The sequence below is a fragment of the Leptothrix cholodnii SP-6 genome, from assembly GCF_000019785.1.
Taxonomy (GTDB): domain Bacteria; phylum Pseudomonadota; class Gammaproteobacteria; order Burkholderiales; family Burkholderiaceae_C; genus Sphaerotilus; species Sphaerotilus cholodnii.
Map to the genome: position 1 here is coordinate 3,903,708 of NC_010524.1, position 22,076 is coordinate 3,925,783.

Below are 22,076 nucleotides of genomic sequence, written 5' to 3' on the forward strand. Positions count from 1 at the left end.
CCCGATCGTCAGGTGATATCGAGCAGCACCTTGCGCAGCGGCGCCGGCAGTCCGAGCCGGTGCAGATCGGCTGCAGCGTGCCAGCGGCCGGCACCGAGCTGCTGATTCAGCACGGCATCGAGGCGCTCGAGCGGGCCGTCACCGCGTTCCCCGTCACCCCCGCCGGGCTCACGGGCTTGCAGCACCACCGGCGCCGGCAGGTGCAGGCGGCAGGGGTGCAGCGTCCAGTCGAGGTGCGTGAGCACGTGCACGAAGCCGGGCAGGCGGTTCGCCTGCAGCCGCTCGGCATGGCCGCCGAGGGCGGCGAGCAGCTGCGCCGTCAGGCGCTCGACCGCGTCGGTGTCGTCGAACAAGGGCCAGGCCCAGAGCCCCGCCCAGATGCCGGTGTCGGGACGCTGCTGCAGCCAGACCGCGTCGCCCAGGCTGAGCCACAGGCACCAGTTCTCGCGCCGGCTGCGCTTGAGCTTGCGCGACTTGATCGGATAGGTCAGGACCGACCCGGCGGCATGCGCGCGGCAGGCGCGCTGCAGCGGGCAGGCGGGGCATTGCGGATCGCGCGGCGTGCAGACCGTGGCGCCCAGGTCCATCAGGCCCTGGGTGTAGGCCGGCATGTCGGCGGCGTCGGTCGGCACCAGCCGGTCGGCCTGCGCCCACAGCACCTTGGCCGCGCCCGCCTGGGCCAGGTCGCCCTCGAACGCCAGCAGCCGCGCGAGCACGCGCTTGACGTTGCCGTCGAAGATCGAGACCCGCTCGCCGTGGCAGAACGAGGCGATGGCGGCGGCGGTCGAGGGGCCGATGCCCGGCAGCTCGACCAGCTGCTCGGCACGGCGCGGCAGCGCAGCGCCGTGTTCGGCCACCACCACCTGCGCGCAACGGTGCAGGTTGCGCGCGCGGCTGTAGTAGCCCAGGCCGCTCCACAGCGCCAGCACGTCGTCGAGCGGCGCGGCGGCGAGCGCGGCGATGTCGGGAAAGCGCTGCAGGAAGCGCTCGTAGTAACCGAGCACGGTGGCAACCTGGGTCTGCTGCAGCATGACCTCGGACAGCCAGACGCGATACGGGTCGCGGCTGGCCTGCCAGGGCAGGCCGTGGCGGCCGTGCTGGCGCTGCCAGCGCACCAGATCGGCGGCGATGGATGGCAGCTCGGCCGTGGCGGCGCGGCTCAAACCTGGATCACGTGTGTGCCCAGATCGGGCCGGTCGCCGGGGCTGGCCGGCGCGCTGCCGACGAACGCCTGGTTGAGCGCCAGCATCGACACCGGCTCGCTCGGCCGTGCCACGGCAGCGGGCGCAAGCGCCTGCAGGGTGGAGGTCGTGACCGTGTCACCACCGACGTGCAGGAACTCGCGCCGCGTGGCCGAGCGGCGGGCGCCCTCGAACAGCGCGGCCAGGCCGGCCTCGATGTGGGCCAGCCGCTCGTCCTGCTGCTCGAGTTCACCCAGCCGGGTCTCGAGTTCGGCCGAAGCCGCCTGGATGCGTTCGAGCGATTCACGGCGGCGCTTGAAGGCGCGCCGGCGCTCGCGCAACTGGCCGTCGACCTGCGCCGAGGCGGTGCGGTTCCAGAGCTCGATCTCGCTGGATGCGCTCTCGAACACCACCCGCAGGCGCGACATCAGCATGCGGCGGAACTGCTCGAGGAACCGCGGCTGCGCCAGCCGCATCGCCTGCGTCAGGCCGAGGTACTGGATGTAGTTGCGCTCGATCAGCGCCAGGTCGTCACGAAAGCGCGACAGGTCCGGCGTCGGCGCCGGCACCAGGCTGAAGGCGAACTCGGTGTTGAGGCGGGTGAACGAGGCGGCCAGCATGTCGCGGATGTCCTGGCCGCGTTTCTGCGCCTCGTCGAGCATGCTGCGCAGATCGGCGAACAGCTGGGTGAACGAGCGCCGCGCCCCCAGCTTGAGCAGCGACTCGCGGATCGAGCGGATCATGCCCTCGACCTGCACCCGCAGCGGCTCGCCCGCCAGGCACTGCAGCAGGTCCTTGAGCATGCGGGTGTGCACCGCGCGCAGCGCCTGCAGCTGGGTGGTGCACTGCTCGAACTCGACCGTCTCGGCGCTCACGCGCTGCAGCATCAGCTGCACCTTGCTGCTGTTCTTGCCACGCAGGCCGCGCAGTTCGGACAGCTGCTCGGCCAGGTGGCGGCGCAGGTCGGTCAGGTTGCGAACGGTCGACTGCTGCACCACCGCCAGCGCCTCGAGCGTGAGCTGCTCGAACACCGCGCGGCGCTGCGGCAGCAGCTGCTGCGCCAGCGCCTGCTCGAGCGCCAGCAGGCGGCTGTCGACCAGCAGACGGGCGTTGCCCTCGACCCGCGCCTCGAGCGCCTGGCGGGCCGACAGCGGGAAGACGCGCGAGCTCGGCATCTCCAGCGTCTTGGCGACCTGCGCACACTGCCTGGCGATCTGCGCCTCGTTGAGCTCGATGCTCGACAGCGGGTCGTACAGCGCATCGATCTTGTTGAGCACCACGTAGCGCGTCAGCGCCTGCGAGGCCAGGTGGTCGCGCCAGATCTCGAGGTCGGACTTGGTGACGCCGGTGTCGGCGCCGAGCACGAACACCACCACGTGGGCGCTCGGCAGCAGGCCGACGGTGAGTTCCGGCTCGGCACCGATGGCGTTGAGCCCCGGTGTGTCGATCACCACCAGGCCGCGCTTGAGCAGCGGGTGCGGCACGTTGATCAGCGCGTGGCGCCACAGCGGGATCTCGACCAGCCCGTCGTCGGACATCGGCGGGTTGTCGGCGAGCTGTTCGTCGTTCCAGAACCCGAGCGCGCGGGCCTCGTCGACGCTGGCGCCGCGCGTGCCCATCACGGCGGTCAGCGCGCGGGCGAAGGCTTCCGGATCCTTGATGTCGATCGGCTGACGCACCCAGGCGCGCGGCTGGCCGCGCAGCTCGGACAGCGAGGCACCATCGAGCCGGGTGTCGATCGGCAGCAGCGACAGGCCGGGCGACTCGTCGGCGTCCCAGCCCAGCTCGACCGGGCACATCGTGGTGCGGCCCGGCGTGGCCGGCATGATGCGGCGCCCCGCGTCGGCGAAGAAGATCGCGTTGATCAGCTCCGACTTGCCGCGCGAGAACTCGGCGACGAAGGCGACCACCAGCTTTTCGCCGGCCAGACGCTGGCGCAGCGAATCGAGCAGGTCGTTGGCCGATTCGTCGAGCAGCGCGTGCTCGCGCAGAAAGCGCACCAGATCGCGCACCCGCTCTTCGAGTTCGGCGCGCCAGTTGCCCATGGCATCGAGGCTGCGCACAAAAGGCTCTTGGGGGAGCTCGGACGGATGTTCAAACGTGGGCATGCCTGATCCCTGCTAGACGGCCAAAGTTCATGGTATCGCAGCCCCCCTGGCCGGCAACGCCTTGAAACGCCAAGGCTGTCACGGCCGGTGGGTCAACGGCGCTGGCAAACCGGACAGAAATATGTTGCACGCTGGCCCTGGACGATGCGGCGCACGAGCGCGCCGCAGCGCCGGCACGGCTGATCGGCGCGATCGTAGACCTGCGCCTGGAGCTGGAATGCGCCGCCCATGCCGTGGGCATCGCGGAAGTCGCGCAGCGTCGAACCGCCCGCCATCAGCGCCTGGCGCAGCACTTGGCGGATCGCCTGGACCAGCCGCTCGCAGCGCGCCAGGCTCAGGCGCTGCGCCGCCAGTCGGGGATCGATGCCGGCCACGAACAGCGCCTCGGAACAATAGATGTTGCCCACGCCGACGACGATGTCGCCCGCCAGCAGCGCCTGCTTGATCGCCACCCGACGCCCGCGCAGACCCTGGTGCAGCACGCTGGCGGTGAAGCCGTCCTCGAGCGGCTCGACACCCAGCCCGCCGAGCAGCCTGGCGGCGCAGCCGGCCTGGAGCGACGGCGACCAGACCACTGCGCCGAAGCGGCGCGGGTCGGTCAGGCGCAGGCTGCCGCGGTCGGTGACCAGCTCGACGTGATCGTGCGGGCCGGGCGGCGGCAGCTGCGCCTCGAAGCGCAGCGAGCCCGACATGCCCAGATGCCAGAGCAGGCCACCGGCCGGCGTGCTGCCGTCCTGCAGCGGCATCCAGATGTACTTGCCGCGCCGCGCCAGCTCGCCGATGCGCTGGCCCGCCAGCTGCTGCGGCGCCACGCCGATCGGCCAGCGCAGCGGCTTGCCCAGCTGCAGGGCGCGCACCGTGGCGCCGCCGATGCGGTCGACCAGACCGAGGCGCGTGACTTCGACTTCCGGCAATTCAGGCATGAATGGATTATCTGAGCCCGGCTCGCCCGTCCGGAGGCGCCGCCTAGAATGAATTGATGCTTGGAGTCCGTCTCATGCGCCTGTCTGTCAGCCCGTCCTGCACGGCCCCATCGAATCGCCACATCGGGCCGCCGCACCAGTCGGGCATCGACAAGACGGGTTTGCCACGCTGGCTCGCCAGCGCGTCGATCGTGCTGGCGGTGCTCGCCACGCCGGCCTGCGCGCAGGTTCGGCCGGCCACCGGGCCGCAGGCCACCGTGAACAACTCGGCGCTCGACGCCGAGACGTTCTACCAGCTCTTCATCAGCGAACTCGAATTGCGCCGCGGCGAGCCCGGCATCGCCTACCAGGTGATGCTCGACGCGGCGCGGCGCACCCGCGACGACCGGCTGTACAAGCGCGCGGTCGACATGGCCATCGGGGGCCGCGCGCCCGAGCAGGCGCTGGCCGCGCTCAAGCAGTGGCGCCAGACGCTGCCCAAGTCGCGCATGGCGGCCGAGTTGCAGGCGCAGGTGCTGATGGCGCTGGGCCGGCCGCAGGACGCCCGCGAGCCGATGCGCGCGCTGATCGAACTCACGCCGGCGGCCGACCGCGCACGCACGATCTCGGCCCTGGCCGGGCTGGTCGTGCGCGGCGACAAGGCCGCCGCCGCGGCCGGTGCGGTCGACGAAGTCCTCAAGCCCTGGAAGGATCAGGGTGCGACCCGCGCCAGCGCCCTGCTCGCGTCATCGCGCGCCTGGCTGGCGGCAGCCGACAACGGCCGGGCCCTGACGCTGGCGCAGGAGGCGCAGCGCGTGGAGCCGGGCGCCGAAACCGCCGCGCTGGTCGGCCTGGAGCTGTTCGGCCAGGACCCGCGTGCCGAACAGCTGGTGCAGGCCTACGTGAAGACGCCACAAGCCAGCGCGCCCCTGCGGCTGATCCATGCCCGCCGCCTGACCGCCGCGCAGCGCTACCCCGAGGCGCTGGCCACCGCCCAGGCCATCATCGCCAAGGAACCCGAATTCGCGCCCGCCTGGCTGATGCAGGGCGCGCTGCAGATCGAGCTGGCACAGACCGAGGCCGCGCGTGGATCGCTGACGCGATTTCTGGAACTGAAGGACAAGGCGGTCGCTGCCGACGATGACGAGGACGTCGAGGAAACTGCCGCGACCCATCAGGCCGGTGACGAGCAGGAACGCAATCAGGCCTACCTGATGCTCGCGCAGGCAAGCGAACAGCTGAAAGACTATGCCGCCGCGCAGCAGTGGCTCGAACGGCTCGGCAACAACCCGAGTTCGTCCGCGGTGGTGCTGCGGCGCGCCTCCCTGCTGGCGCGCCAGGGCAAGCTCGACGACGCACGCGCACTGGTTCGCGCCCTGCCCGAGCAGACCGCCGACGACAGGCGCGCCAAGGTCATGGGCGAGACCCAGCTCCTGCGTGACGCCAGGCAATGGCAGGCCGCCTACGAGGTGCTGGTGGCCGCCAACGGCGCACTGCCCGACGATCCGGACCTGCTCTACGAACAGGCCTTGCTGGCGGAAAAGCTGCTGCGTTTCGACGAGATGGAGCAGCTGCTGCGCCGGGTGATCGCCATCAAGCCGGATCAGCAGCATGCGTACAACGCCCTGGGCTACAGCCTGGCCGATCGGGGCCTGCGCCTTGCCGAGGCGCGCCAGCTCGTAGCCAAGGCGCTGGAGCTGGCGCCCGGCGATCCGTTCATCACCGACAGCCTGGGCTGGATCGAGTTCCGCATGGGGCGCGTGCAGGAAGCGTTGGTGCTGCTGCGGGGCGCCTATGGCCAGCGGCCCGACGTGGAGATCGGCGCGCATCTGGGCGAGGTGCTCTGGTCGCTGGGCCAGCACGACGAGGCACGCCAGATCTGGCGCGCCGGCCAGGAACGTGACGCCAACAACGAGGTGCTCGCCGAAACCCTGGCGCGGCTCAAGGTCCGGCTGTGAGCGCACCGGGCTCGATCAACCGGGAAGCACCGGCGCGGCCGATCCGGTCGGCAGCGCAGAAGCTGGCCCGGGCCACCCTGCTGGCGGCGGCCTTGTGCGGCCTGACGGCCTGCCAGAGCCTGACCCCGAGCACGCCGGTGGCGGGTGCGCAGTTTGCCGGTCGGCTGGGCGTGAAGGTGGACGGCGACGAGCAGCGATCCTTCAGCGCATCCTTCGAACTGCGTGGCGATGCGCACCACGGCTGGATGGCCTTGAGCAATCCGCTGGGCACCCAGATCGGCCGCGCGGAGTGGGCGCCGAGGCAATCGGTGCGCCTGCTCGGCAGCGACGGCCTGCGGCAGTACGACAGCCTCGACGCGATGGCGGAAGACCTGATGGGACAGGCCCTGCCGATCGCCGCCCTGTTCGATTGGCTCGATGGCCGCCCGTGGTCGGCGGCGGCCCACAGCCCGCTGGCCGACGCGGGTCGCGTCGGCTTTCGCCAGCTGGGCTGGGACGTGCAGCTCGAGCGCCAGCAGGACGGCCTGATCGTCGCCGTGCGCGAGCAGCCGTCACCGCGGGTGACGGTCCGCGCCAAGCTCGACACGCCCTGACCGAGGGCATCACGAAACACCACGCGGCAGCCGGCCACCACACCGGGGCGCCCGCCACACCGATGATCACAGCGCTCTACGACCTGCTGGCCCCGGCCAAGCTCAACCTGTTCCTGCATGTCATCGGGCGCAGAGCCGACGGTTATCACCTCCTGCAATCGGTCTTCCGGCTGATCGACTGGTGCGACACCCTGCATCTCGAATTGCGTCGCAACGGCCAGATCAGCCGCAGCGATCTCGGCCCCGCACTGCCGGCCGACGATCTGTGCCTGCGCGCCGCACGGGCCCTGCAGACCGCCAGCGGCACCCCCCTGGGCGTGCACATCAGCATCGACAAGAAGGTGCCATGGGGCGCGGGCCTCGGCGGCGGCAGCTCGGATGCGGCCACCACGCTGATCGGACTCAACCGTCTGTGGCGACTGGACTGGTCACGAGAGCAGCTTGCGACCCTGGCCCTTCAACTGGGTGCTGACGTGCCGTTTTTTGTCGGCGGACGCAATGCCTGGGTGGAAGGCATCGGCGAGAAACTCACGCCGATCGAGCTGCCCGGCGCCGCTTATGCTGTGGTGAAACCCGAGGTCGCGATCCCGACCGCTGCAATTTTTTCGAGCCCCCTCTTGTCAAGGGACACTTCGCCCGCTATAGTTGCGGACTTTCTTGCAGACACAAAGTCGTTTGGCAAAAATGATTTGCAGCGCAGCGCGCAAGCGCACAGCGCCGAAGTCAGCCAAGCACTGAGCTTGCTGGAACACCATGTCGGCGCAAGCCGCATGAGTGGATCAGGAAGCGCCGTGTTTGCTTGTGCGGGGCTCGCGCCCGGTGCAAGCGCAAAGTCTGAAGGTTGGCAGCAAGTCTTGGCGACATTGCCGCAAACCTGGACAGCGCGCTGGTGCCACGGTCTGGATGATCATCCCTTGTCGGGATGGTCCAAGGACTGAATCGCAATGAATTCAAGGTCTGTTCGCAAGAACAGTCCTGTGTAGGGGAGTCGCCAAGTTGGTCAAGGCATCGGATTTTGATTCCGACATGCGAGGGTTCGAGTCCTTCCTCCCCTGCCAAATCATCTGAAGGCGCCCGCTGGCTTCCGGCGAGGCGCCTGTTTTTTGATCTCACGCTGATTTCGGCCACTCGACCATCACAGGACCACGAGCATGCTCGCCGACACCGTTCTCTTCACCTGCAACGCCAACCCGGCGCTCGCCCAGGAAATTGCCTCCGACCTGCACATCGAACTGGGTAAAGCCAGCATCGGTCGTTTCTCGGATGGCGAAGTCACCATCGAAATCCAGCAGAACGTGCGTGCACGTGATGTCTTTGTGGTCCAGCCGACCTGCGCGCCGACCAACGAGCACATCATGGAGCTGCTGCTGATGGTCGACGCCCTCAAGCGCGCTTCGGCCGGGCGCATCACGGCCGTGATGCCCTATTTCGGCTATGCACGCCAGGATCGCCGGCCGCGCTCGACGCGGGTGCCGATCAGCGCCAAGGTCGTGGCCAACATGCTCGAGGCCGCTGGCGTCAACCGCGTGTTGACGATGGACCTGCACGCCGACCAGATCCAGGGCTTCTTCGACATCCCGGTCGACAACATCTACGCCTCGCCGGTGCTGCTGTCGGATCTCAAGTCCAAGAGCTACGAGAACCTGGTGGTGGTGTCGCCCGACGTCGGTGGCGTGGTGCGCGCACGCGCGCTGGCCAAGCAGCTCGGCTGTGATCTGGCCATCATTGACAAGCGCCGCCCCAAAGCCAACGTGTCCGAGGTGATGCACATCATCGGCGACATCGACGGCCGCAACTGCGTGATCATGGACGACATGATCGACACCGCCGGCACGCTGGTGAAGGCCGCCGAGGTGCTCAAGGAGCGCGGCGCCAAGAGCGTGTACGCCTATTGCACGCACCCGGTGTTCTCGGGCCCGGCGCTCGACCGCATCGAGAGCTCGCATCTCGACGAAGTCGTCATCACGAACACCATCCCCCTGCGCGGCACGGCCAGGCAGTCCAAGAAGATCCGCCAGCTGTCGGTGGCCTTCCTGTTCGCCGAGACCATCCGCCGCATCTCGGATGGCGAATCGGTGACGTCGCTGTTCGCCGAACAGAACAACAATTTCTGATCCGGCGGCGTTTGCCGCCACCACCCGGGTACCTGGTCGCGGGGCCCTTCCATTCTGGAGAATCCAAATGAAATTCGTCGCATTCGCTCGTGAGCTGCAGGGGACCGGAGCGAGCCGCCGCCTGCGCCACGGCGGCAAGGTGCCGGGCATCGTCTACGGTGGCTCGGGCAAGCCGACCTCGATCGAACTCGATCACAACGCGCTGTACCACGCGCTGAAGAAGGAAGCCTTCCACTCGTCCATCCTCGAGATGGAACTGGCCGGCCAGTCCGAAAAGGTCGTGCTGCGCGCCCTGCAGATGCACGCATTCAAGCAACTGGTGCTGCACGTGGACTTCCAGCGCGTGGACGAAACCACCCGCATCAAGAAGAAGGTGCCGCTGCACTTCGTCAACGAAGCCGAGTCGCAGGCCGTCAAGCTCGACAAGTGCCTGATCAATCACGTGGTCAGCGAACTTGAGATCGAGTGCCTGGCCGAGAAGCTGCCCGAGTTCCTGACCGTCGACCTCGGCGGCCTGAGCAAGGGTCAGTCGCTGCACGTCGACGACCTCAAGCTCGAAGCCAGCATCAAGGTCGTGACCCACGGCCGCAAGAACCCGGTCGTCGCGACCGTGGTGCCGATCGTCGAAGAAGAAGTGATCGTTGCCGCACCGGTCGAAGCACCTGCCAAGGGCAAGGGCAAGGGCAAGAAATAAGACTGCTCAGACCGCTGTTGCCTGCAACCGGTTCGAACCCAGCCCCGCCCGCGCGGGGCTTTTCACTTTCTGGGCCGGCCCGCCATACCATTGACGCGCATTCGGAGCGCACCGACCTGATCAGGATGTCCGCATGATTCGACTCTTCGTCGGCCTCGGCAACCCGGGCCCCGAGTACGAGGCCACGCGCCACAACGCCGGGTTCTGGTGGACCGATGCACTGGCCCGACGCTGGAACTGCCAGCTCCAGCCCGACCGCAGCTACCACGGCCTGATGGCGCGCTGCACCCAGCGCGGCACGCCGGTCTGGCTGCTGCAGCCGATGACCTACATGAACCTGTCGGGCAAGTCGGTCGCGGCGCTGGCGCGCTTCTTCAAGATCGAGCCGGCCGAGATCCTGGTCGTGCACGACGAACTGGATCTGCTGCCCGGCCAGATGAAGCTCAAGCAGGGCGGCAGCGCAGCCGGTCACAACGGCTTGAAGGACATCCAGGCCCAGCTCGGCAACCCGGAGTTCTGGCGCCTGCGCCTGGGCATCGGGCACCCGGGGGTCAAGGCCGAGGTGGCCGCCTACGTGCTGCGCAAGCCGCCGTCAGCAGAACGGGAGGCGATCGAGGCCTGCATCGATCGGTCGCTGGATGCCGTCGACCGCATGCTGGGCGCCGACATGCCGGCCGCGATGATGCAGATGCATGCCAAGCCGCCGCGGCCCAAACCGCCACGCCCCGTCACCGCACCAGGCGCGCCGGTGCCGCCCACCGAACCGTCGGCCTGATGGCCGGCGTCAAGATGCGCAGACGGTGCTGCCTTGCGCCGCCTGCAGCATCACGTACTTGCGCTCGAGCTGCTGGTGGGTCTCGACATGTGCCGGATCGACCGGAATGCACTCGACCGGGCAGACCTGCACGCACTGCGGTTCGCCGAAATGGCCGACACATTCGGTGCAGCGCGCCGGGTCGATGACGTAATAGTCCTCGCCCATCGAGATCGCCTGGTTCGGGCACTCGGGCTCGCAGACGTCGCAGTTGATGCACTCGCTGGTGATGATCAGCGCCATGGATGTCTCCCGTGCGAGCCAGCGGCGAGCGCAGGCATCAGGCCGCTCCTCATTTCTGGGTGACGCGACGCTGCAGGCGCTCGAGCACCGACGGCGCCACGAACTTCGACACGTCGCCACCCAGCACCGCGATCTCGCGCACGAAGGTGCCGCTGATGAACTGGTACTGATCGCTCGGCGTCAGGAACAGGGTTTCCACCTCGGGCATCAGCTGGCGGTTCATGCCGGCCATCTGGAACTCGTATTCGAAGTCGCTGACGGCACGCAGGCCGCGCACGACCACCTTGCCACCGTGCTCGACGACAAAATCGCGCAACAGGCCGCGGAACGCCACCACCTCGACATTGGGGTACTTGGCCGCCAGTTCCCGCGCGATCTCCAGCCGCTCCTCGACGCTGAACATCGTGCGCTTGTGATGCCCTGCGGCCACGGCGACGATCAGGCGACTGAACAGCCGGCTGGCGCGGCGCATCAGATCCTGGTGGCCCAGCGTCATCGGGTCGAAAGTGCCGGGATAGATGGCTGTGAGTTCCTGCGTCACCGGGGTCAAGAAGGGCTCCTCGCGTCAGTCGGTTGGAAGGGACAGGGGCGGATCAGTGTAATCGTTCACTGACATCGCAAGCCGCTCCAGCAGGTGGAAGTGCACCATGCCGGCGCAGCCGATGCGGCGAATGCGCAGCCCCATCCCGGCCAGCGCTTCCTCGCCGAATGCGCGGTCGGCCTCGAGGTAGATCCAGCCATCCGGCCGCAGCAGGTGCACGGCCTGCGCGAGTGCAGCGGCAAAGAGATCGAGCGAAAAAGGCGGGTCGAGCAGGATGAGGTCGAAGCTCGCCTCCTTCTGCTCGCCCATCCAGGCCAGCGCATCGGTGCGCAGCACGTCCACCGTGTCGGCACCCAGGCGGTCGCGCGTGGCCTGCAGTTCATGGACCAGCACGGCATCGAGTTCCAGCATGCGAACCCGGCTCGCACCACGCGAAGCCGCCTCGAAGCCGAGCGCGCCGCTGCCGGCGAAGGCGTCGAGCACGCTCCAGCCGTCGAGCGACTGGCCGAGCCAGTTGAACAGCGTCTCGCGCACCCGGTCGGGCGTGGGGCGCAGGCCGGGCCGGGCCGTGAAACGCAACTTGCTGCGCTTCCAGCGCCCGCCGATCAGGCGCACCTCGCCGGCGGATGGGGCAGCCGTGCGTGGCGCCGGGCTGGGGTCGGAACGTCGAGAACGCGGATTGCTCATGGCCGGATTGTAGAAACCGGGCGCCGCCCCCGAAAACCGCGCCGCAGCGGTCGCGGCGCCACGAGGCGCACTGCCTACAATCGGCGCGACCGCCTCGCGAGCCCTTCGCCGGCCCATCGATCTTCTCCTTGCGCGCACGCCTGCGCGCCTGCCCCATGTTCAGTTTCCTGCGCCGCAAGGCAACCCCGCCGCCGCCGACGGTGGCACCCGTGACCCCGGAATCGCCGGCCGTCGAGGTCGTCAGCGCACCGCCACCCGCCGCCGTCGAGAACCGCGGCGGCTGGCTGAACCGCCTGAAGCAGGGCCTGCGCCGCACCGGCTCGTCGATCGCCCAGGTGTTCACCGGCACGCAGATCGACGATGCGCTCTACGAAGACCTGGAAGCCGCGCTGCTGGTCGCCGACGCCGGGGTCGGCGCCACGCAGTTTCTGCTCAACGACCTCAAGCGCCGGGTCAAGGAGACCCGCACCACCGACCCGGGCGCCGTCAAGGCCCTGCTGGCCGATGCGCTGACCGACCTGCTGACGCCGCTCCAGGGCACGCTGAAGGTCGATGCCCAGCAGCCCACGGTGATCATGGTGGCGGGTGTCAACGGTGCCGGCAAGACCACCACCATCGGCAAGCTCACGCGCAACCTGGCCGAGGCCAACTGCAAGGTGCTGCTGGCCGCCGCCGACACGTTCCGGGCCGCCGCGCGCGAGCAGCTGGCGGTGTGGGCCGACCGCAATCAGGTCGAGATCGTCAGCCAGGAGGGCGGCGACCCGGCCGCCGTCTGCTTCGACGCCATCTCGGCCGGCCGCGCGCGCGGCTGCGACGTCGTCATCGCCGACACCGCCGGACGGCTGGCCACCCAGCTGCATCTGATGGAGGAGCTGCGCAAGATCCACCGCAGCATCGGCCGGGCCATGCCGGGCGCGCCGCACGAAGTGCTGCTGGTGGTCGATGGCAACACCGGCCAGAACGCGCTAGCACAGGTCAAGGCCTTCGACACGGCCCTCGGCCTGACCGGCCTGGTCGTCACCAAGCTCGACGGCACCGCCAAGGGTGGCGTGCTGGCAGCCATCGCGCTGTGGGGGCGTGAACGGCAGGCGCGCGGGCTGGGCGCCGTGCCGGTCTACTTCATCGGCGTCGGTGAAAGCCTGGCCGACCTTCAGACCTTCGACGCCCGGGAGTTCTCGCAGGCCTTGCTGAACTGAATCAGGCGGCGACCGCGACCGGCGCGGGCACGGCCGCCTGCTGCCGGCCGATCCAGCCGCACAGATGGGTCTGCAGGACCTCGACCGCGCCACCCCCGTCAGCAAGCGACTCGCGCACCGTCCCGGGTTCGATGCCGGCGATCCAGGCTGAAACGGCGTCGCGCGGGTCGGCACCGTGGTCATCCCCGTCGCTCACCATGCCTGCGATGGCGTCGGCAGGGACGAGACGGCCGTTGATGTCCAGCAGCGTCGGCACGTTCAGCAGATCGGCCGCATCCACCAGCACCTGGCCCGGCTCGAGCAGCGCCCAACTGGCACCGCGCAGCATGCTCAGCTGATCGGGCAGCACATCGACTTCACGGCACAGCACACGCGCCTGGTCCATCTGCTCGCGCATCTCGGCACCACGCGGACCGTCGCCCTCGACCAGCACCACCGGCCCGGCCAGTTCGGGGCGATCGGCCAGCAGCAGGCGCAAGGCAGGCGTCGCGCAGCGGTCGAGGATCCAGACCACCTTGTCGGTCTGCGGCAGGGACAGCACGGTCGACACGGCGTCGGCGATCGCGGCCGGATCGTTCGGATCGAAGGTCAGCCCGCACAGCACGTACGGCGTGCCGGCTCCGGCATGCTCCGACCAGGTCGGCCCGAGGTAGATCGGCAGCCCGTGGCGCATGAAGGCGCCATAGGCGGTGCTGACTTCCTTCCACACCGCGGCCAGGGCATCGACCTGCAGCAGGCCCGGGATGCTGTAGACACGCTCGGCGGCGATGCCTTGGCGCTGCAGGCCACGCAGGACACCCGGTCGGGCGCTGGCAAACAGCAGGTCGGCGATCTGGTCGAGCAAGGCGCCATTGATCGACGGCCGGGCGCTGGCATGGTGCAGCCCGGCCTCGACACGGATCAACGGGACATGCCGACGTCGGGCGCACAGGGCGCTGGCCAGCAGGGCATCACCGTCACCCAGGGTCAGCACCGCGAGCGGGTTGAATTCATCCAGGACACGCCCGAAACGCTCGAAGATCAGCGGCAGAACACGCTCGAGGTCGGCACCGGCAGGCGCTCCGAGGTGCAGGCCGATTTCAAGTGACGGCAGCAGACGCTCCATCTGCTCCCAGGGCCAGACCGTCGCCTTGACACCCGGATTGACCAGCACCATGCGCGCAGCGCCGGCCTGCTCGGCCATGCGCTTGGCCAGGGCCGCGAACTTGAGCGCCGCGCTGGCCGTGTCGGCGACACAAAGAACCACGCCGGATCGAGGCGGCATCCCGGCTCTCTGGGTGCGCTCGACCGCGATGGCGGGCAGCGGCGCGACCGGCTGTTCCAGCATCACCCGCTTCGCGACCGATTCGAGATCCAGCGCGGAATCGGCCTGGACCCGTGCGGCGATCACCGCCAGCTGACGCGCCGAAACCGCCAGCAAGGCGTCGACATCTTCGAGCAGATCGTCGCCGACCGGTTCGACCAGCAGGGGATCCGCGTCGGTCAACGTCGCCAGCTCGGCTGCCTCGACAGCCATGTCGGCGAGTGTCGAATCGGCAGCAGCGGCCTCCTCGGGCACGGCTACCGACTCGGGCTGCGGATCGACAGCCGGCGCGGCAATCGGTTCAGGCTCGACGGTCCGTGGTGCAACGACCGGCGCGGCAGGCGCACGCTGCGGAACGACCGACGGCGTGAAGTCGGATTCGCCGATTTCCTCGCGCAGTTCAAGTGCCGTGCGTTCGACCAGCGCCTCGTTCACGACATCGGTGCCATCCAGAAAGCTGGCCAGGAGGACACGGTTGCACAGCCGGTTGATGCGGCGCGGCACGCCCCCCGTCCAGCGGAAGAGGCTGTCGAAAGCACCCTCGTCGAACGAGGGCCGGCCACTCCAGCCCACGTGCTTGAGGCGGTGCTGAACATAGCCTTGTGTTTCTTCGATGCCGAGCGGCCCGAGGTGATAGGAGGCCGTGACACGCTGGCGCAACTGCTCCATCGACGGCGATTCGAGCAGGCGGCGCAACTCGGGCTGGCCGACCAGGAAACTCTGCAGCAGCGCCTTGTTGCCGAGCTGGAAGTTCGACAGCATGCGCAGCTCCTCGACCGCGCGTGGATCCAGATTCTGGGCCTCGTCGACGATCAGCAAGGCATGCCGGCCCTGTGCGGCCAGCGCGGTCAGGAAGGCTTCGAGCGTGGCGATCAGGTGCGCCTTCGATGTCCCCTGCGACGGGATGCCGAACGCGGTGATGATGGCCTGCAGCAACTCCCCGGACTCGAGCTGCGTGCTAACGATCTGGGCAGGCAGGACCTTCTGGCGGTCGAGCCCCTCGAGCAGCATGCGGACCAGGGTCGTCTTGCCGGCACCGATCTCGCCGGTGATGACGATGAAGCCCTCCGACTGGGTGACGCCGTACTGCAGATAAGCGAGCGCCCGACCGTGACCCCGGCTGTTGAAGAAGAACGCCGGATCGGGATTGAGCTGAAACGGTTGCCCGTGGAAACCGAAGTAGGACTCGTACATCGAAGCGCCGTCAGAAGCGGTGGAGCAGACCGAACGACAAGGCGGTCTGATTGGCATTGGTGACCGCGGTCGAATCGACCCACTGGCGACGCAGCGCCGCCGACACGGTCGTGCGCAGTGAAAGCTGGCGGCTGGCGCCGAAGCGAACGCTGAGATTGTTCGTGACCACGCCGGCGTTGGTGCCGAACCCGACCACGCGACTGCGGGTGAGGCTGAAATCCGCCGTGGCATCGGGCTGCAGGCGTCGGGTCATGCCGAGCGACGCGCCATATTGCCGTGCATTGCTGGAGAACAGCGGCGGCGGATTGACGCCGATCAGGTCTTCGGTTCGATCGTAGAAACCTCTGAGGGTGATCGTATGGCGCACACCGAGCAGCGCCGCAGACAGGCTGGCCGAGTTGAGCAACTGGGCGCTGGGCGAGAACAGGTCCAGCGCACTCGCAAGAGTGGCCGGCAACCCGCGTTGCGCGATCAGCTGCTGCACGGCCGTGGCACGCTCGACCGGATTGGTGATCCGGGTGCTGAGCAATGAATCGAGCAATTGCGCCACATCGCCGCCGGCCGGCAAGGCGGCCACCTGTGCGGCATAGGTGGTCGATCGACGCTGCATGTCGGCATTGAGAACCAGGAAAGGAGCACGATGCGCCAGATTGACCGCCCAGCCCGTACCGAAGAACCGCTTCTCGACCAAGGCGCCGACTGACGTGCGTTCGGATGGCTCCCAACGCAATCCGAAACCTCTCAGGGTCTCGCGCTGGTCGATGCCGCTGTAACGGGCGTGATCACTGCCAGCCGTGAGTGTCAGCACCAGTTGCGGTGCGGCCTCGTACATGGCGCTCAGTCGCGCAGTCTCGAACAGGACACTGCTGTCGGGCAGGTTCGAGTAATCGGAAGAGTCTCGCGTGTACTCGGCCCGCAGTCCCAGCGGTTGAGGGCGCAGCTCGTAGCTGGCACGCTGCGATAGCAGATAGGTATCGATCCGCGTATCCGTGCCCCCGGCATTGCGGTTCTGGAACCAGCTGTGGTCCGTGCGCAGTTGCAGGCGCTCGCGAGGACTCAGTTCACGCTCGACATAGGGGCTGATGCGCTGGCGATAGACCGTGGTCCGATTGAAGATCGTCGAGGACTCGTCCTCGAGCACGCCAAATGGATTGCCCGCCGTGGTGTCGGCACTCAGCCTGCCGTCGACGAACAGCCACCGCTCGACCAGTTGCGCCGTCAGATCGGCCTGCGCGCGAGGAAGCAGGCGATCTGCCTGACTGCGCCCGAGATAGGTGACGGCATCCGCGGCGAGCGAAGCATTCAGCCTGTAGCCTGGATTGACCGTCAACACGTCCAGCCTGGGCGTGACGATCAGGACCGAATCGGAGCGAGCCACCTCGGCCTCGGCAAACGAGACGTTGTTGGTGGTCACGCTTCTGACCTGCACAGCCGGCTGCACGACCACCGACTGAGCCGAAGCAGCCTGGGCTGCATTGAGCACGACGGCGCACAGCATCACGCGCCCGATCGGCAATCGGAGAATACGGCCTACCTGGCCCGACGCTGCACGGTATCGCGACAGGTCAAGCCGAGTAGTAATAGCCGTAGGCATCACTCGCTCCCTTGTTCTGACACTTGTTGAGCACAGACAGAACCACCGGGCACTGGGCGACTGCGGCATAGGCCTGCGTCACCACCGAGTGCGTGGTCTTCTCGGCCTCGACCACCATCACGACCTGGCCGACGTGAGAAGCGAGCACCCGGGATTCAGTGGTGGGAATCAGAGGTGGTGCATCAAACACGATGATGCGATCCGAGTACTTGGCCGCCAACTCGTCCAGCAGATTGCTCATTGCAGCGCTGGCCAGCAGTTCGGTCGATTTCTGATTGGCCGCACCGGCTGGCAGGATGCTGAGCTTTTCGACATTGGTACGCAACAGCACGTCGGAAAGCGGCAGGTCCTTGGACTGCAGCACATCCAGCAAACCGGGTGCCGGCTCGACGCCCAGGCGCCGCAACACGGACGGTCGGAGGACATCGGCATCGACCAGCAGAACGTGGTGATCGACCTCCATGGCAATGCTCATGGCCAGATTGATGGCAAAAAAGGTCTTGCCTTCCTCGGGCATGGCGCTGACCACCTGGATCAGGTTGGCGCGAGGGATCGTCTGGCCGGAGTCTCCGTTCGCATTGGCCAGCAGTGGACGCTTGATGATGCGCATCTGTTCGGCAAGCTTCGACCTGGCCTGAGACGGCACCAGATAACCCTCTCGCTCGAGCCGTGCGAGGTCGATGACGACCTCGCGCGAGCGCCGCGCAACCGCCTGCTCCAGATCGGCATTGACCGTGGGGGCAAGTTCAGCCGGTGCAACCGGAAGAGGGGTCGGCAATGCACGTCCGGCTGCCGCTGGAGCGCCTGTCGGCATCGGAACCACCGGTACTTCAATCCCGGCACGGCGCAGTTCTTCCAGGCGCTTGGCTGCCTGTTCAATGATGCTCATCGCTCGTAACCTTCTTGATCAGTTGCCGGAGTGCATCAAAAGGAATGCAATCCAACCGAGATGAACCGTGACAAACAATGCCACGACACCGGTGATGCGCAATCTTTCGTGGCGCTCTAGATCCAGCGCCATCGCATCCTGAATGCGGCTCAGTCCACCGAGCACGGGACGCTTGGTGAATTCCCGCAGCTCACGCTCTGACGAGAACGTCGGCTTGAGCAGCGTCATGCCGTATGCCGAACCGATGCCGGCCATCAGCGCCAGGATCATCACCACCGCAGCCAACTGGATTCGACTCGGGAAAACCGCTGTCGGAAGCACACGCGGCGGCTCGATCAGCCGGAAATCGGCAAGAGACGAGGACTGGTCGATCTTGACGCCAAAGGATGCAGCCTCGCGGCGAGTGACCAGCTGCTCGTAGTTCCTGCGAATCACGTCGTAGTCGCGATTGAGCTGAGCAAGCTCGGCTTCGGCTTGCGGCATGCGACCGGCTTGTGCCCGGATCTCTTCCAATCGTCCCTGCTGCGTGCCCAGTTGAGCCCGCAGCGAAGCCACACTGGCTTCGGCCTCGGCAAACCCGATGCGAAGACGCTGATACACCGGATTGGTCGCTGCCGCGGCAACACGCGGCTTGCTCGACTCGGCGCGGCTCTTGGTATCGGACTCCTGACGCCGCTGCGCCTCGAGTTGGGCGATCGTCCGGCGCGTGGTCAGAACATCCGGGTGCACATCCGTGTAGCGGCGCAGCATCTCATCGAGTTGACGCTTCTGGGTCTCGATGCGCGCGTCCAGTTCGGGCGTGTACGAGGCCTGGGCCGAAGCGGCATCCGAGGGCAGCTGCGGCTCCTCTGACGCCAGTTCCCGCCGCATCGCGTCGCGCGCTTGCTCGGCGGCACTGAGTTGCACACGCAGGCGATTGATGTCGTCGGTCAGTGCCCCCATTCGAGCGAAATAGTCCTGATTGGAGGTTGACGCAACGGTCATGTTGCGCAACTTGAAATCCTTGAGGCGGTTCTCCGATTCAACCAGTTTCGACTCGTAGAGCTTGATCTGCTCGTCGATGAAACGGCTGGCCTCCTGGGAATCCTTGCGCTTGCTGTCGACCCCGGCATCCATGAACATGCCGACGAGCGTCTCGACCAATCTCAGCGCCCGGGCACTGTCGACGTCGCGGTAGCTGATCGCGTACATGTTCGTCCCGCCCTGCAGTTCGACCTTGATCGCCTTCATCAGGGCGTCGACCTGACGCTCATCCTCCAAGGGAGAGCCTTTCGACAAGCCGATGACCGGGTTCTTGATCAAGTTCTCGACCGCGGGCCGAGTCACCAGGGTGCGTCCGATCATGCGCACCTGCTGGTCGATATCAGGCTGAAAGGCCAAGCCGGCCATCAAGGGCTTGAGAACCGTCTGCGTGTCGACGTAGATGCGCGCACTGGCAGCGTAGCGTTCAGGGACGACCCACGCGATGACCGCTCCGAGCAGCGCCACCGACCACGTGACTGCGACAGCAAGCCACCGATAACGCCAGACACTGCGAGCCAGATGCGTGGCTTGTCTGGAAAATTCATTCATACCCGATATCACCTGTGATCAACCGTTCATGCTCGGTGATGTGCACACATCACCCAGACCCATCCGTGCAGACCGGCCCGCCGACAAGACAGACCGGGCTGCCACGTTGCCGATCACGCGGGATCAGAACCAGCTTTGCGGCACGATGACGATATCGCCCGGTCGGACGTCGACGTTGGCAGAGATGTCACCGCGCTTGAGCAGGTCCTTCAGGCGCACGCTGTACTGCTTGCCGCCTTCCGCGCCCCGCACCAGAACGGCGCCGTTGCCGTCAGCGAAGTCGGTCAGACCGCCGGCTTGAATCATGACGTCGAGGATGGTCATGTTCTGGCGAAACGGCACGCTCTGCGGACGAGTCGCCTCGCCGACGATGCGGATCTGCTCGCCGAATGCGCCCTGGAAGGTGCTCACGACGACGGTCACGACCGGATCGCGGATCACCCGAGCGAGCAGTTGCTCGATTTCACGCGCCAGATCGGCGGGATTCTTGCCTGCCGCCAGCACGTCATCGACCAGGGGCGTGGAGATCCGTCCGTCAGGACGCACCGTCACGTTCGCGGAGAGTTCAGGATTGCGCCAGACGACGATGTTCAGCGTGTCGAGGGGCCCGATCTTGTAGCGATGGCCGACCGTCTCCGCAGCACGAGGTGCGGGCGGATAGTTGTTCGTCGTGCCGCAGGCAGCCAGACCCACGACCACGGAAAGGCTGGCCAGCAACAGCCCCAGAATGCGCCCCATACGGATTGGTGCCAGATCAAATCTCATGCTTGTTCCTCTGGATATAGACAAGGTTGGGCCAAGAACCACGCGAGATCGTAGCGCGGGGTCGGTGTGGATCCATCGAGACACCCCGACCCCGGGGCCTAGACGTGCAGTATGAACGCGGTGTAGACACGCTCGGATCAACTTCGGGTCACGTGCCCCTGAAACGACAACGGCGCACGGGCCTGAGCCCGTGCGCCGTCGACCGAGGATGGAAAACGCGCGGTCAGTGTGCGCCTTCTCGGAAAAGAACCACGCTGACGGTCTCGATCAGCACCTGCAGATCGAGCAGCAGGGAGTTGTTCTTGACGTAGTACAGATCGAACTGATGCTTGCGACGCGCATCGTCCAACGACGCGCCGTACGAGAAGCGCACCTGTGCCCAGCCGGTCAGGCCCGGCTTGACGGTGTGGCGCAGGTCATAGTAAGGAATCTGTTCCCGCAACTGCGCCACGAACGACGGACGCTCCGGACGCGGACCGACCATCGACATCTCACCGCGCAGAACGCTGAACAGTTGCGGCAGCTCATCGATGCGGGTCTTGCGGATGAAGGCGCCGACACGGGTGATGCGGTTGTCATTCTTGGTCGCCCAGCGAGCCACGCCATCCTTCTCGGCATCGGTGCGCATGCTGCGGAACTTGATGCACTGGAAGGTCTTGCCGCCGAGACCGACGCGCTCTTGCTGATAAAGAATCGGGCCACGGCTGTCGAGCCGGATCATGACCGCGGTCAGCGCCATCAGCGGCGCACCCAGCACCAGCAAGGTGGCCGAACTGACGATGTCGAACACGCGCTTGGTGATCTCCCGTGCCCGCCCCTGGACGAAACCGTCACCGTAGACAAGCCAGCTGGCCTTCAGGCTGTCCACCGGAACTTCAGCCTTGGTGCGCTCGTAGAACCCCGCCAGATCGAGGATCGGCACGCCCGCAATGCGGCAATCGAGCAACTGATCCATCGGCACACCCCCACCGCGCTGCTCACGCACCGCCACGATGATCTCGTCGACGCGGTGGGCACGAACCAGTTCGGACAGCTTGCTCTGACTGTTGAAGGTCGGCGCATCCGGCGAAGTGCGGCTGGAAGCCGAGTCGGCGGCAGACGGGAAGAAACCGACCACCTCGTAACCGATCCATTGATCCGCCGAGCGCAGATCGGTGCAGACCTGCTGAGCCTCGGCACCGCTGCCGACGATCAGGACACGACGGATGCCGACTGCGCGACGCACCATCCAGGCTGCACCGCGGTAGACCGCCATGCCGGCCAGCAGGTAGACCAGCGAGTAACCCACCAGACGGCTCGCATAGCCGTCGTAGTCGACAAACTTGATTGCCAGGTAGGTGATGTAGCCGCCGACCGCAAACACGAAGGCGATGCGCAACACGAGGGGAAGGATTCCCAGGTTGCGATGGCGATACAGCCCCACGAAGGAATACATCAACGCCATGACGAGGGCGAAGGCGCAAGCCGACAGCAAGACGCTGGGGGTCGTCAACGATGCCATCGCTGAAGCACCGGAAGCCGCCTGCGACAAGGTCATCGCGGACAACAACGTGGCGATGAAGCAGAGCAGTCCATCTGCGAGCAACTCGACGAAGTGCGTACCCGACGTGCGGTGCTGAAAAACTCGAAACATCCGTGATCCCCCTCAGGCGAAACGATGCAGCCATTCGGCTTGCCCGCAACATTGGGTCGTTGCGTCTGAGAATTCTCGTTCGTGGAAGTGCTCGG

19 protein-coding genes and 1 tRNA gene are annotated in these 22,076 nt (G+C 67.0%); 8 read left to right on the forward strand and 12 right to left on the reverse strand.

The genetic code is table 11. From position 1 onward, the window contains the following. Positions 1 to 8: 8 nt before the first annotated feature. The 3 genes from mutY to mutM all read right to left on the reverse strand — a co-directional run bounded on the left by mutY (position 9) and on the right by mutM (position 4,212). On the reverse strand, positions 9 to 1,163 hold the full coding sequence (mutY, locus tag LCHO_RS17390; protein WP_012348493.1) for an A/G-specific adenine glycosylase: 1,155 nt from the start codon (positions 1,161 to 1,163) through the stop codon (positions 9 to 11). Further along, a complete protein-coding gene (locus LCHO_RS17395; RefSeq protein ID WP_223210460.1) occupies positions 1,160 to 3,244 on the reverse strand; it encodes a dynamin family protein in 2,085 nt (694 codons plus the stop codon). Before LCHO_RS17395 ends, mutY begins: the two co-directional genes overlap by 4 nt. A gap of 137 nt (positions 3,245 to 3,381) precedes the next feature. Then, the gene (gene mutM / locus LCHO_RS17400) at positions 3,382 to 4,212 is read right to left on the reverse strand and encodes a bifunctional DNA-formamidopyrimidine glycosylase/DNA-(apurinic or apyrimidinic site) lyase (protein WP_012348495.1); all 831 of its coding nucleotides are present in this window, start codon (positions 4,210 to 4,212) and stop codon (positions 3,382 to 3,384) included. Between the two features lie 74 nt (positions 4,213 to 4,286). On the opposite strand from mutM, the gene LCHO_RS17405 reads away from it, so the two are divergent. From LCHO_RS17405 to pth, 7 genes are all read left to right on the forward strand, one after another. Next, positions 4,287 to 6,149, forward strand: coding sequence for a tetratricopeptide repeat protein (locus LCHO_RS17405; protein WP_012348496.1), 1,863 nt, complete (start codon positions 4,287 to 4,289; stop codon positions 6,147 to 6,149). Beyond that, positions 6,146 to 6,742 (forward strand): outer membrane lipoprotein LolB, encoded by a 597-nt coding sequence (locus LCHO_RS17410; RefSeq protein ID WP_012348497.1) that lies wholly within the window; start codon positions 6,146 to 6,148, stop codon positions 6,740 to 6,742. The genes LCHO_RS17405 and LCHO_RS17410 overlap by 4 nt, the downstream gene beginning before the upstream one ends. 65 nt (positions 6,743 to 6,807) lie before the next feature. Continuing rightward, on the forward strand, positions 6,808 to 7,680 hold the full coding sequence (gene ispE, locus LCHO_RS17415; protein ID WP_043705745.1) for a 4-(cytidine 5'-diphospho)-2-C-methyl-D-erythritol kinase: 873 nt from the start codon (positions 6,808 to 6,810) through the stop codon (positions 7,678 to 7,680). 43 nt (positions 7,681 to 7,723) lie between these two features. Then, a tRNA-Gln gene (locus LCHO_RS17420) sits at positions 7,724 to 7,800 on the forward strand. A gap of 93 nt (positions 7,801 to 7,893) precedes the next feature. Continuing rightward, a complete protein-coding gene (locus tag LCHO_RS17425; RefSeq protein WP_012348499.1) occupies positions 7,894 to 8,856 on the forward strand; it encodes a ribose-phosphate pyrophosphokinase in 963 nt (320 codons plus the stop codon). Between the two features lie 67 nt (positions 8,857 to 8,923). Continuing rightward, on the forward strand, positions 8,924 to 9,550 hold the full coding sequence (locus LCHO_RS17430) for a 50S ribosomal protein L25/general stress protein Ctc (protein WP_012348500.1): 627 nt from the start codon (positions 8,924 to 8,926) through the stop codon (positions 9,548 to 9,550). A gap of 133 nt (positions 9,551 to 9,683) precedes the next feature. Further along, positions 9,684 to 10,325, forward strand: a complete 642-nt coding sequence (gene pth / locus LCHO_RS17435; RefSeq protein WP_012348501.1) for an aminoacyl-tRNA hydrolase — start codon at positions 9,684 to 9,686, stop codon at positions 10,323 to 10,325. A gap of 9 nt (positions 10,326 to 10,334) precedes the next feature. Here pth and LCHO_RS17440 read toward each other — a convergent pair whose 3' ends face one another. The 3 genes from LCHO_RS17440 to rsmD are packed head-to-tail and all read right to left on the reverse strand — an operon-like array spanning position 10,335 to position 11,835. After that, positions 10,335 to 10,607, reverse strand: coding sequence for a YfhL family 4Fe-4S dicluster ferredoxin (locus LCHO_RS17440; protein WP_012348502.1), 273 nt, complete (start codon positions 10,605 to 10,607; stop codon positions 10,335 to 10,337). Positions 10,608 to 10,656: 49 nt separating this feature from the next. Then, on the reverse strand, positions 10,657 to 11,157 hold the full coding sequence (coaD, locus tag LCHO_RS17445; RefSeq protein ID WP_012348503.1) for a pantetheine-phosphate adenylyltransferase: 501 nt from the start codon (positions 11,155 to 11,157) through the stop codon (positions 10,657 to 10,659). 15 nt (positions 11,158 to 11,172) lie between these two features. Then, a complete protein-coding gene (gene rsmD / locus LCHO_RS17450) occupies positions 11,173 to 11,835 on the reverse strand; it encodes a 16S rRNA (guanine(966)-N(2))-methyltransferase RsmD (protein ID WP_012348504.1) in 663 nt (220 codons plus the stop codon). Positions 11,836 to 11,990: 155 nt separating this feature from the next. Between rsmD and ftsY the strand changes: the two genes are divergently transcribed. Further along, positions 11,991 to 13,031: a signal recognition particle-docking protein FtsY gene (gene ftsY / locus LCHO_RS17455; protein WP_012348505.1), complete on the forward strand. Its 1,041-nt coding sequence runs from the start codon at positions 11,991 to 11,993 to the stop codon at positions 13,029 to 13,031. 1 nt (position 13,032) lies between these two features. On the opposite strand, the gene LCHO_RS22905 is transcribed toward ftsY, so the two are convergent. The 6 genes from LCHO_RS22905 to LCHO_RS17485 all read right to left on the reverse strand — a co-directional run bounded on the left by LCHO_RS22905 (position 13,033) and on the right by LCHO_RS17485 (position 21,981). After that, a complete protein-coding gene (locus tag LCHO_RS22905; RefSeq protein ID WP_012348506.1) occupies positions 13,033 to 15,528 on the reverse strand; it encodes an XrtA/PEP-CTERM system-associated ATPase in 2,496 nt (831 codons plus the stop codon). 10 nt (positions 15,529 to 15,538) lie between these two features. Next, positions 15,539 to 17,122, reverse strand: coding sequence for a TIGR03016 family PEP-CTERM system-associated outer membrane protein (locus LCHO_RS17465; RefSeq protein WP_190274817.1), 1,584 nt, complete (start codon positions 17,120 to 17,122; stop codon positions 15,539 to 15,541). Beyond that, positions 17,094 to 18,011 carry an XrtA-associated tyrosine autokinase gene (locus tag LCHO_RS17470; protein ID WP_012348508.1) on the reverse strand — a complete coding sequence of 306 codons (918 nt, stop codon included), beginning with the start codon at positions 18,009 to 18,011 and terminating at the stop codon, positions 17,094 to 17,096. Before LCHO_RS17470 ends, LCHO_RS17465 begins: the two co-directional genes overlap by 29 nt. 18 nt (positions 18,012 to 18,029) lie before the next feature. Then, positions 18,030 to 19,583 carry an XrtA system polysaccharide chain length determinant gene (locus LCHO_RS17475; RefSeq protein WP_012348509.1) on the reverse strand — a complete coding sequence of 518 codons (1,554 nt, stop codon included), beginning with the start codon at positions 19,581 to 19,583 and terminating at the stop codon, positions 18,030 to 18,032. A gap of 123 nt (positions 19,584 to 19,706) precedes the next feature. Continuing rightward, positions 19,707 to 20,348, reverse strand: a complete 642-nt coding sequence (locus LCHO_RS17480) for an XrtA/PEP-CTERM system exopolysaccharide export protein (protein WP_012348510.1) — start codon at positions 20,346 to 20,348, stop codon at positions 19,707 to 19,709. 223 nt (positions 20,349 to 20,571) lie between these two features. Further along, positions 20,572 to 21,981 carry a TIGR03013 family XrtA/PEP-CTERM system glycosyltransferase gene (locus LCHO_RS17485; protein ID WP_012348511.1) on the reverse strand — a complete coding sequence of 470 codons (1,410 nt, stop codon included), beginning with the start codon at positions 21,979 to 21,981 and terminating at the stop codon, positions 20,572 to 20,574. Between the last annotated feature and the right edge of the window lie 95 nt (positions 21,982 to 22,076).

What these genes read in the sequence shown, in the direction of transcription:
- LCHO_RS17485 (WP_012348511.1), bottom strand. Translation starts at nt 21,981, where the DNA reads ATGTTTCGAGTTTTTCAGCACCGCACGTCGGGTACGCACTTCGTCGAG.
- LCHO_RS17465 (WP_190274817.1), bottom strand. Translation starts at nt 17,122, where the DNA reads ATGCCTACGGCTATTACTACTCGGCTTGACCTGTCGCGATACCGTGCA.
- rsmD (WP_012348504.1), bottom strand. Translation starts at nt 11,835, where the DNA reads ATGAGCAATCCGCGTTCTCGACGTTCCGACCCCAGCCCGGCGCCACGC.
- LCHO_RS17425 (WP_012348499.1), top strand. Translation starts at nt 7,894, where the DNA reads ATGCTCGCCGACACCGTTCTCTTCACCTGCAACGCCAACCCGGCGCTC.
- mutM (WP_012348495.1), bottom strand. Translation starts at nt 4,212, where the DNA reads ATGCCTGAATTGCCGGAAGTCGAAGTCACGCGCCTCGGTCTGGTCGAC.
- LCHO_RS17475 (WP_012348509.1), bottom strand. Translation starts at nt 19,583, where the DNA reads ATGAATGAATTTTCCAGACAAGCCACGCATCTGGCTCGCAGTGTCTGG.
- pth (WP_012348501.1), top strand. Translation starts at nt 9,684, where the DNA reads ATGATTCGACTCTTCGTCGGCCTCGGCAACCCGGGCCCCGAGTACGAG.
- LCHO_RS17470 (WP_012348508.1), bottom strand. Translation starts at nt 18,011, where the DNA reads ATGAGCATCATTGAACAGGCAGCCAAGCGCCTGGAAGAACTGCGCCGT.
- LCHO_RS22905 (WP_012348506.1), bottom strand. Translation starts at nt 15,528, where the DNA reads ATGTACGAGTCCTACTTCGGTTTCCACGGGCAACCGTTTCAGCTCAAT.
- LCHO_RS17430 (WP_012348500.1), top strand. Translation starts at nt 8,924, where the DNA reads ATGAAATTCGTCGCATTCGCTCGTGAGCTGCAGGGGACCGGAGCGAGC.
- LCHO_RS17480 (WP_012348510.1), bottom strand. Translation starts at nt 20,348, where the DNA reads ATGAGATTTGATCTGGCACCAATCCGTATGGGGCGCATTCTGGGGCTG.
- ftsY (WP_012348505.1), top strand. Translation starts at nt 11,991, where the DNA reads ATGTTCAGTTTCCTGCGCCGCAAGGCAACCCCGCCGCCGCCGACGGTG.
- LCHO_RS17405 (WP_012348496.1), top strand. Translation starts at nt 4,287, where the DNA reads ATGCGCCTGTCTGTCAGCCCGTCCTGCACGGCCCCATCGAATCGCCAC.
- LCHO_RS17440 (WP_012348502.1), bottom strand. Translation starts at nt 10,607, where the DNA reads ATGGCGCTGATCATCACCAGCGAGTGCATCAACTGCGACGTCTGCGAG.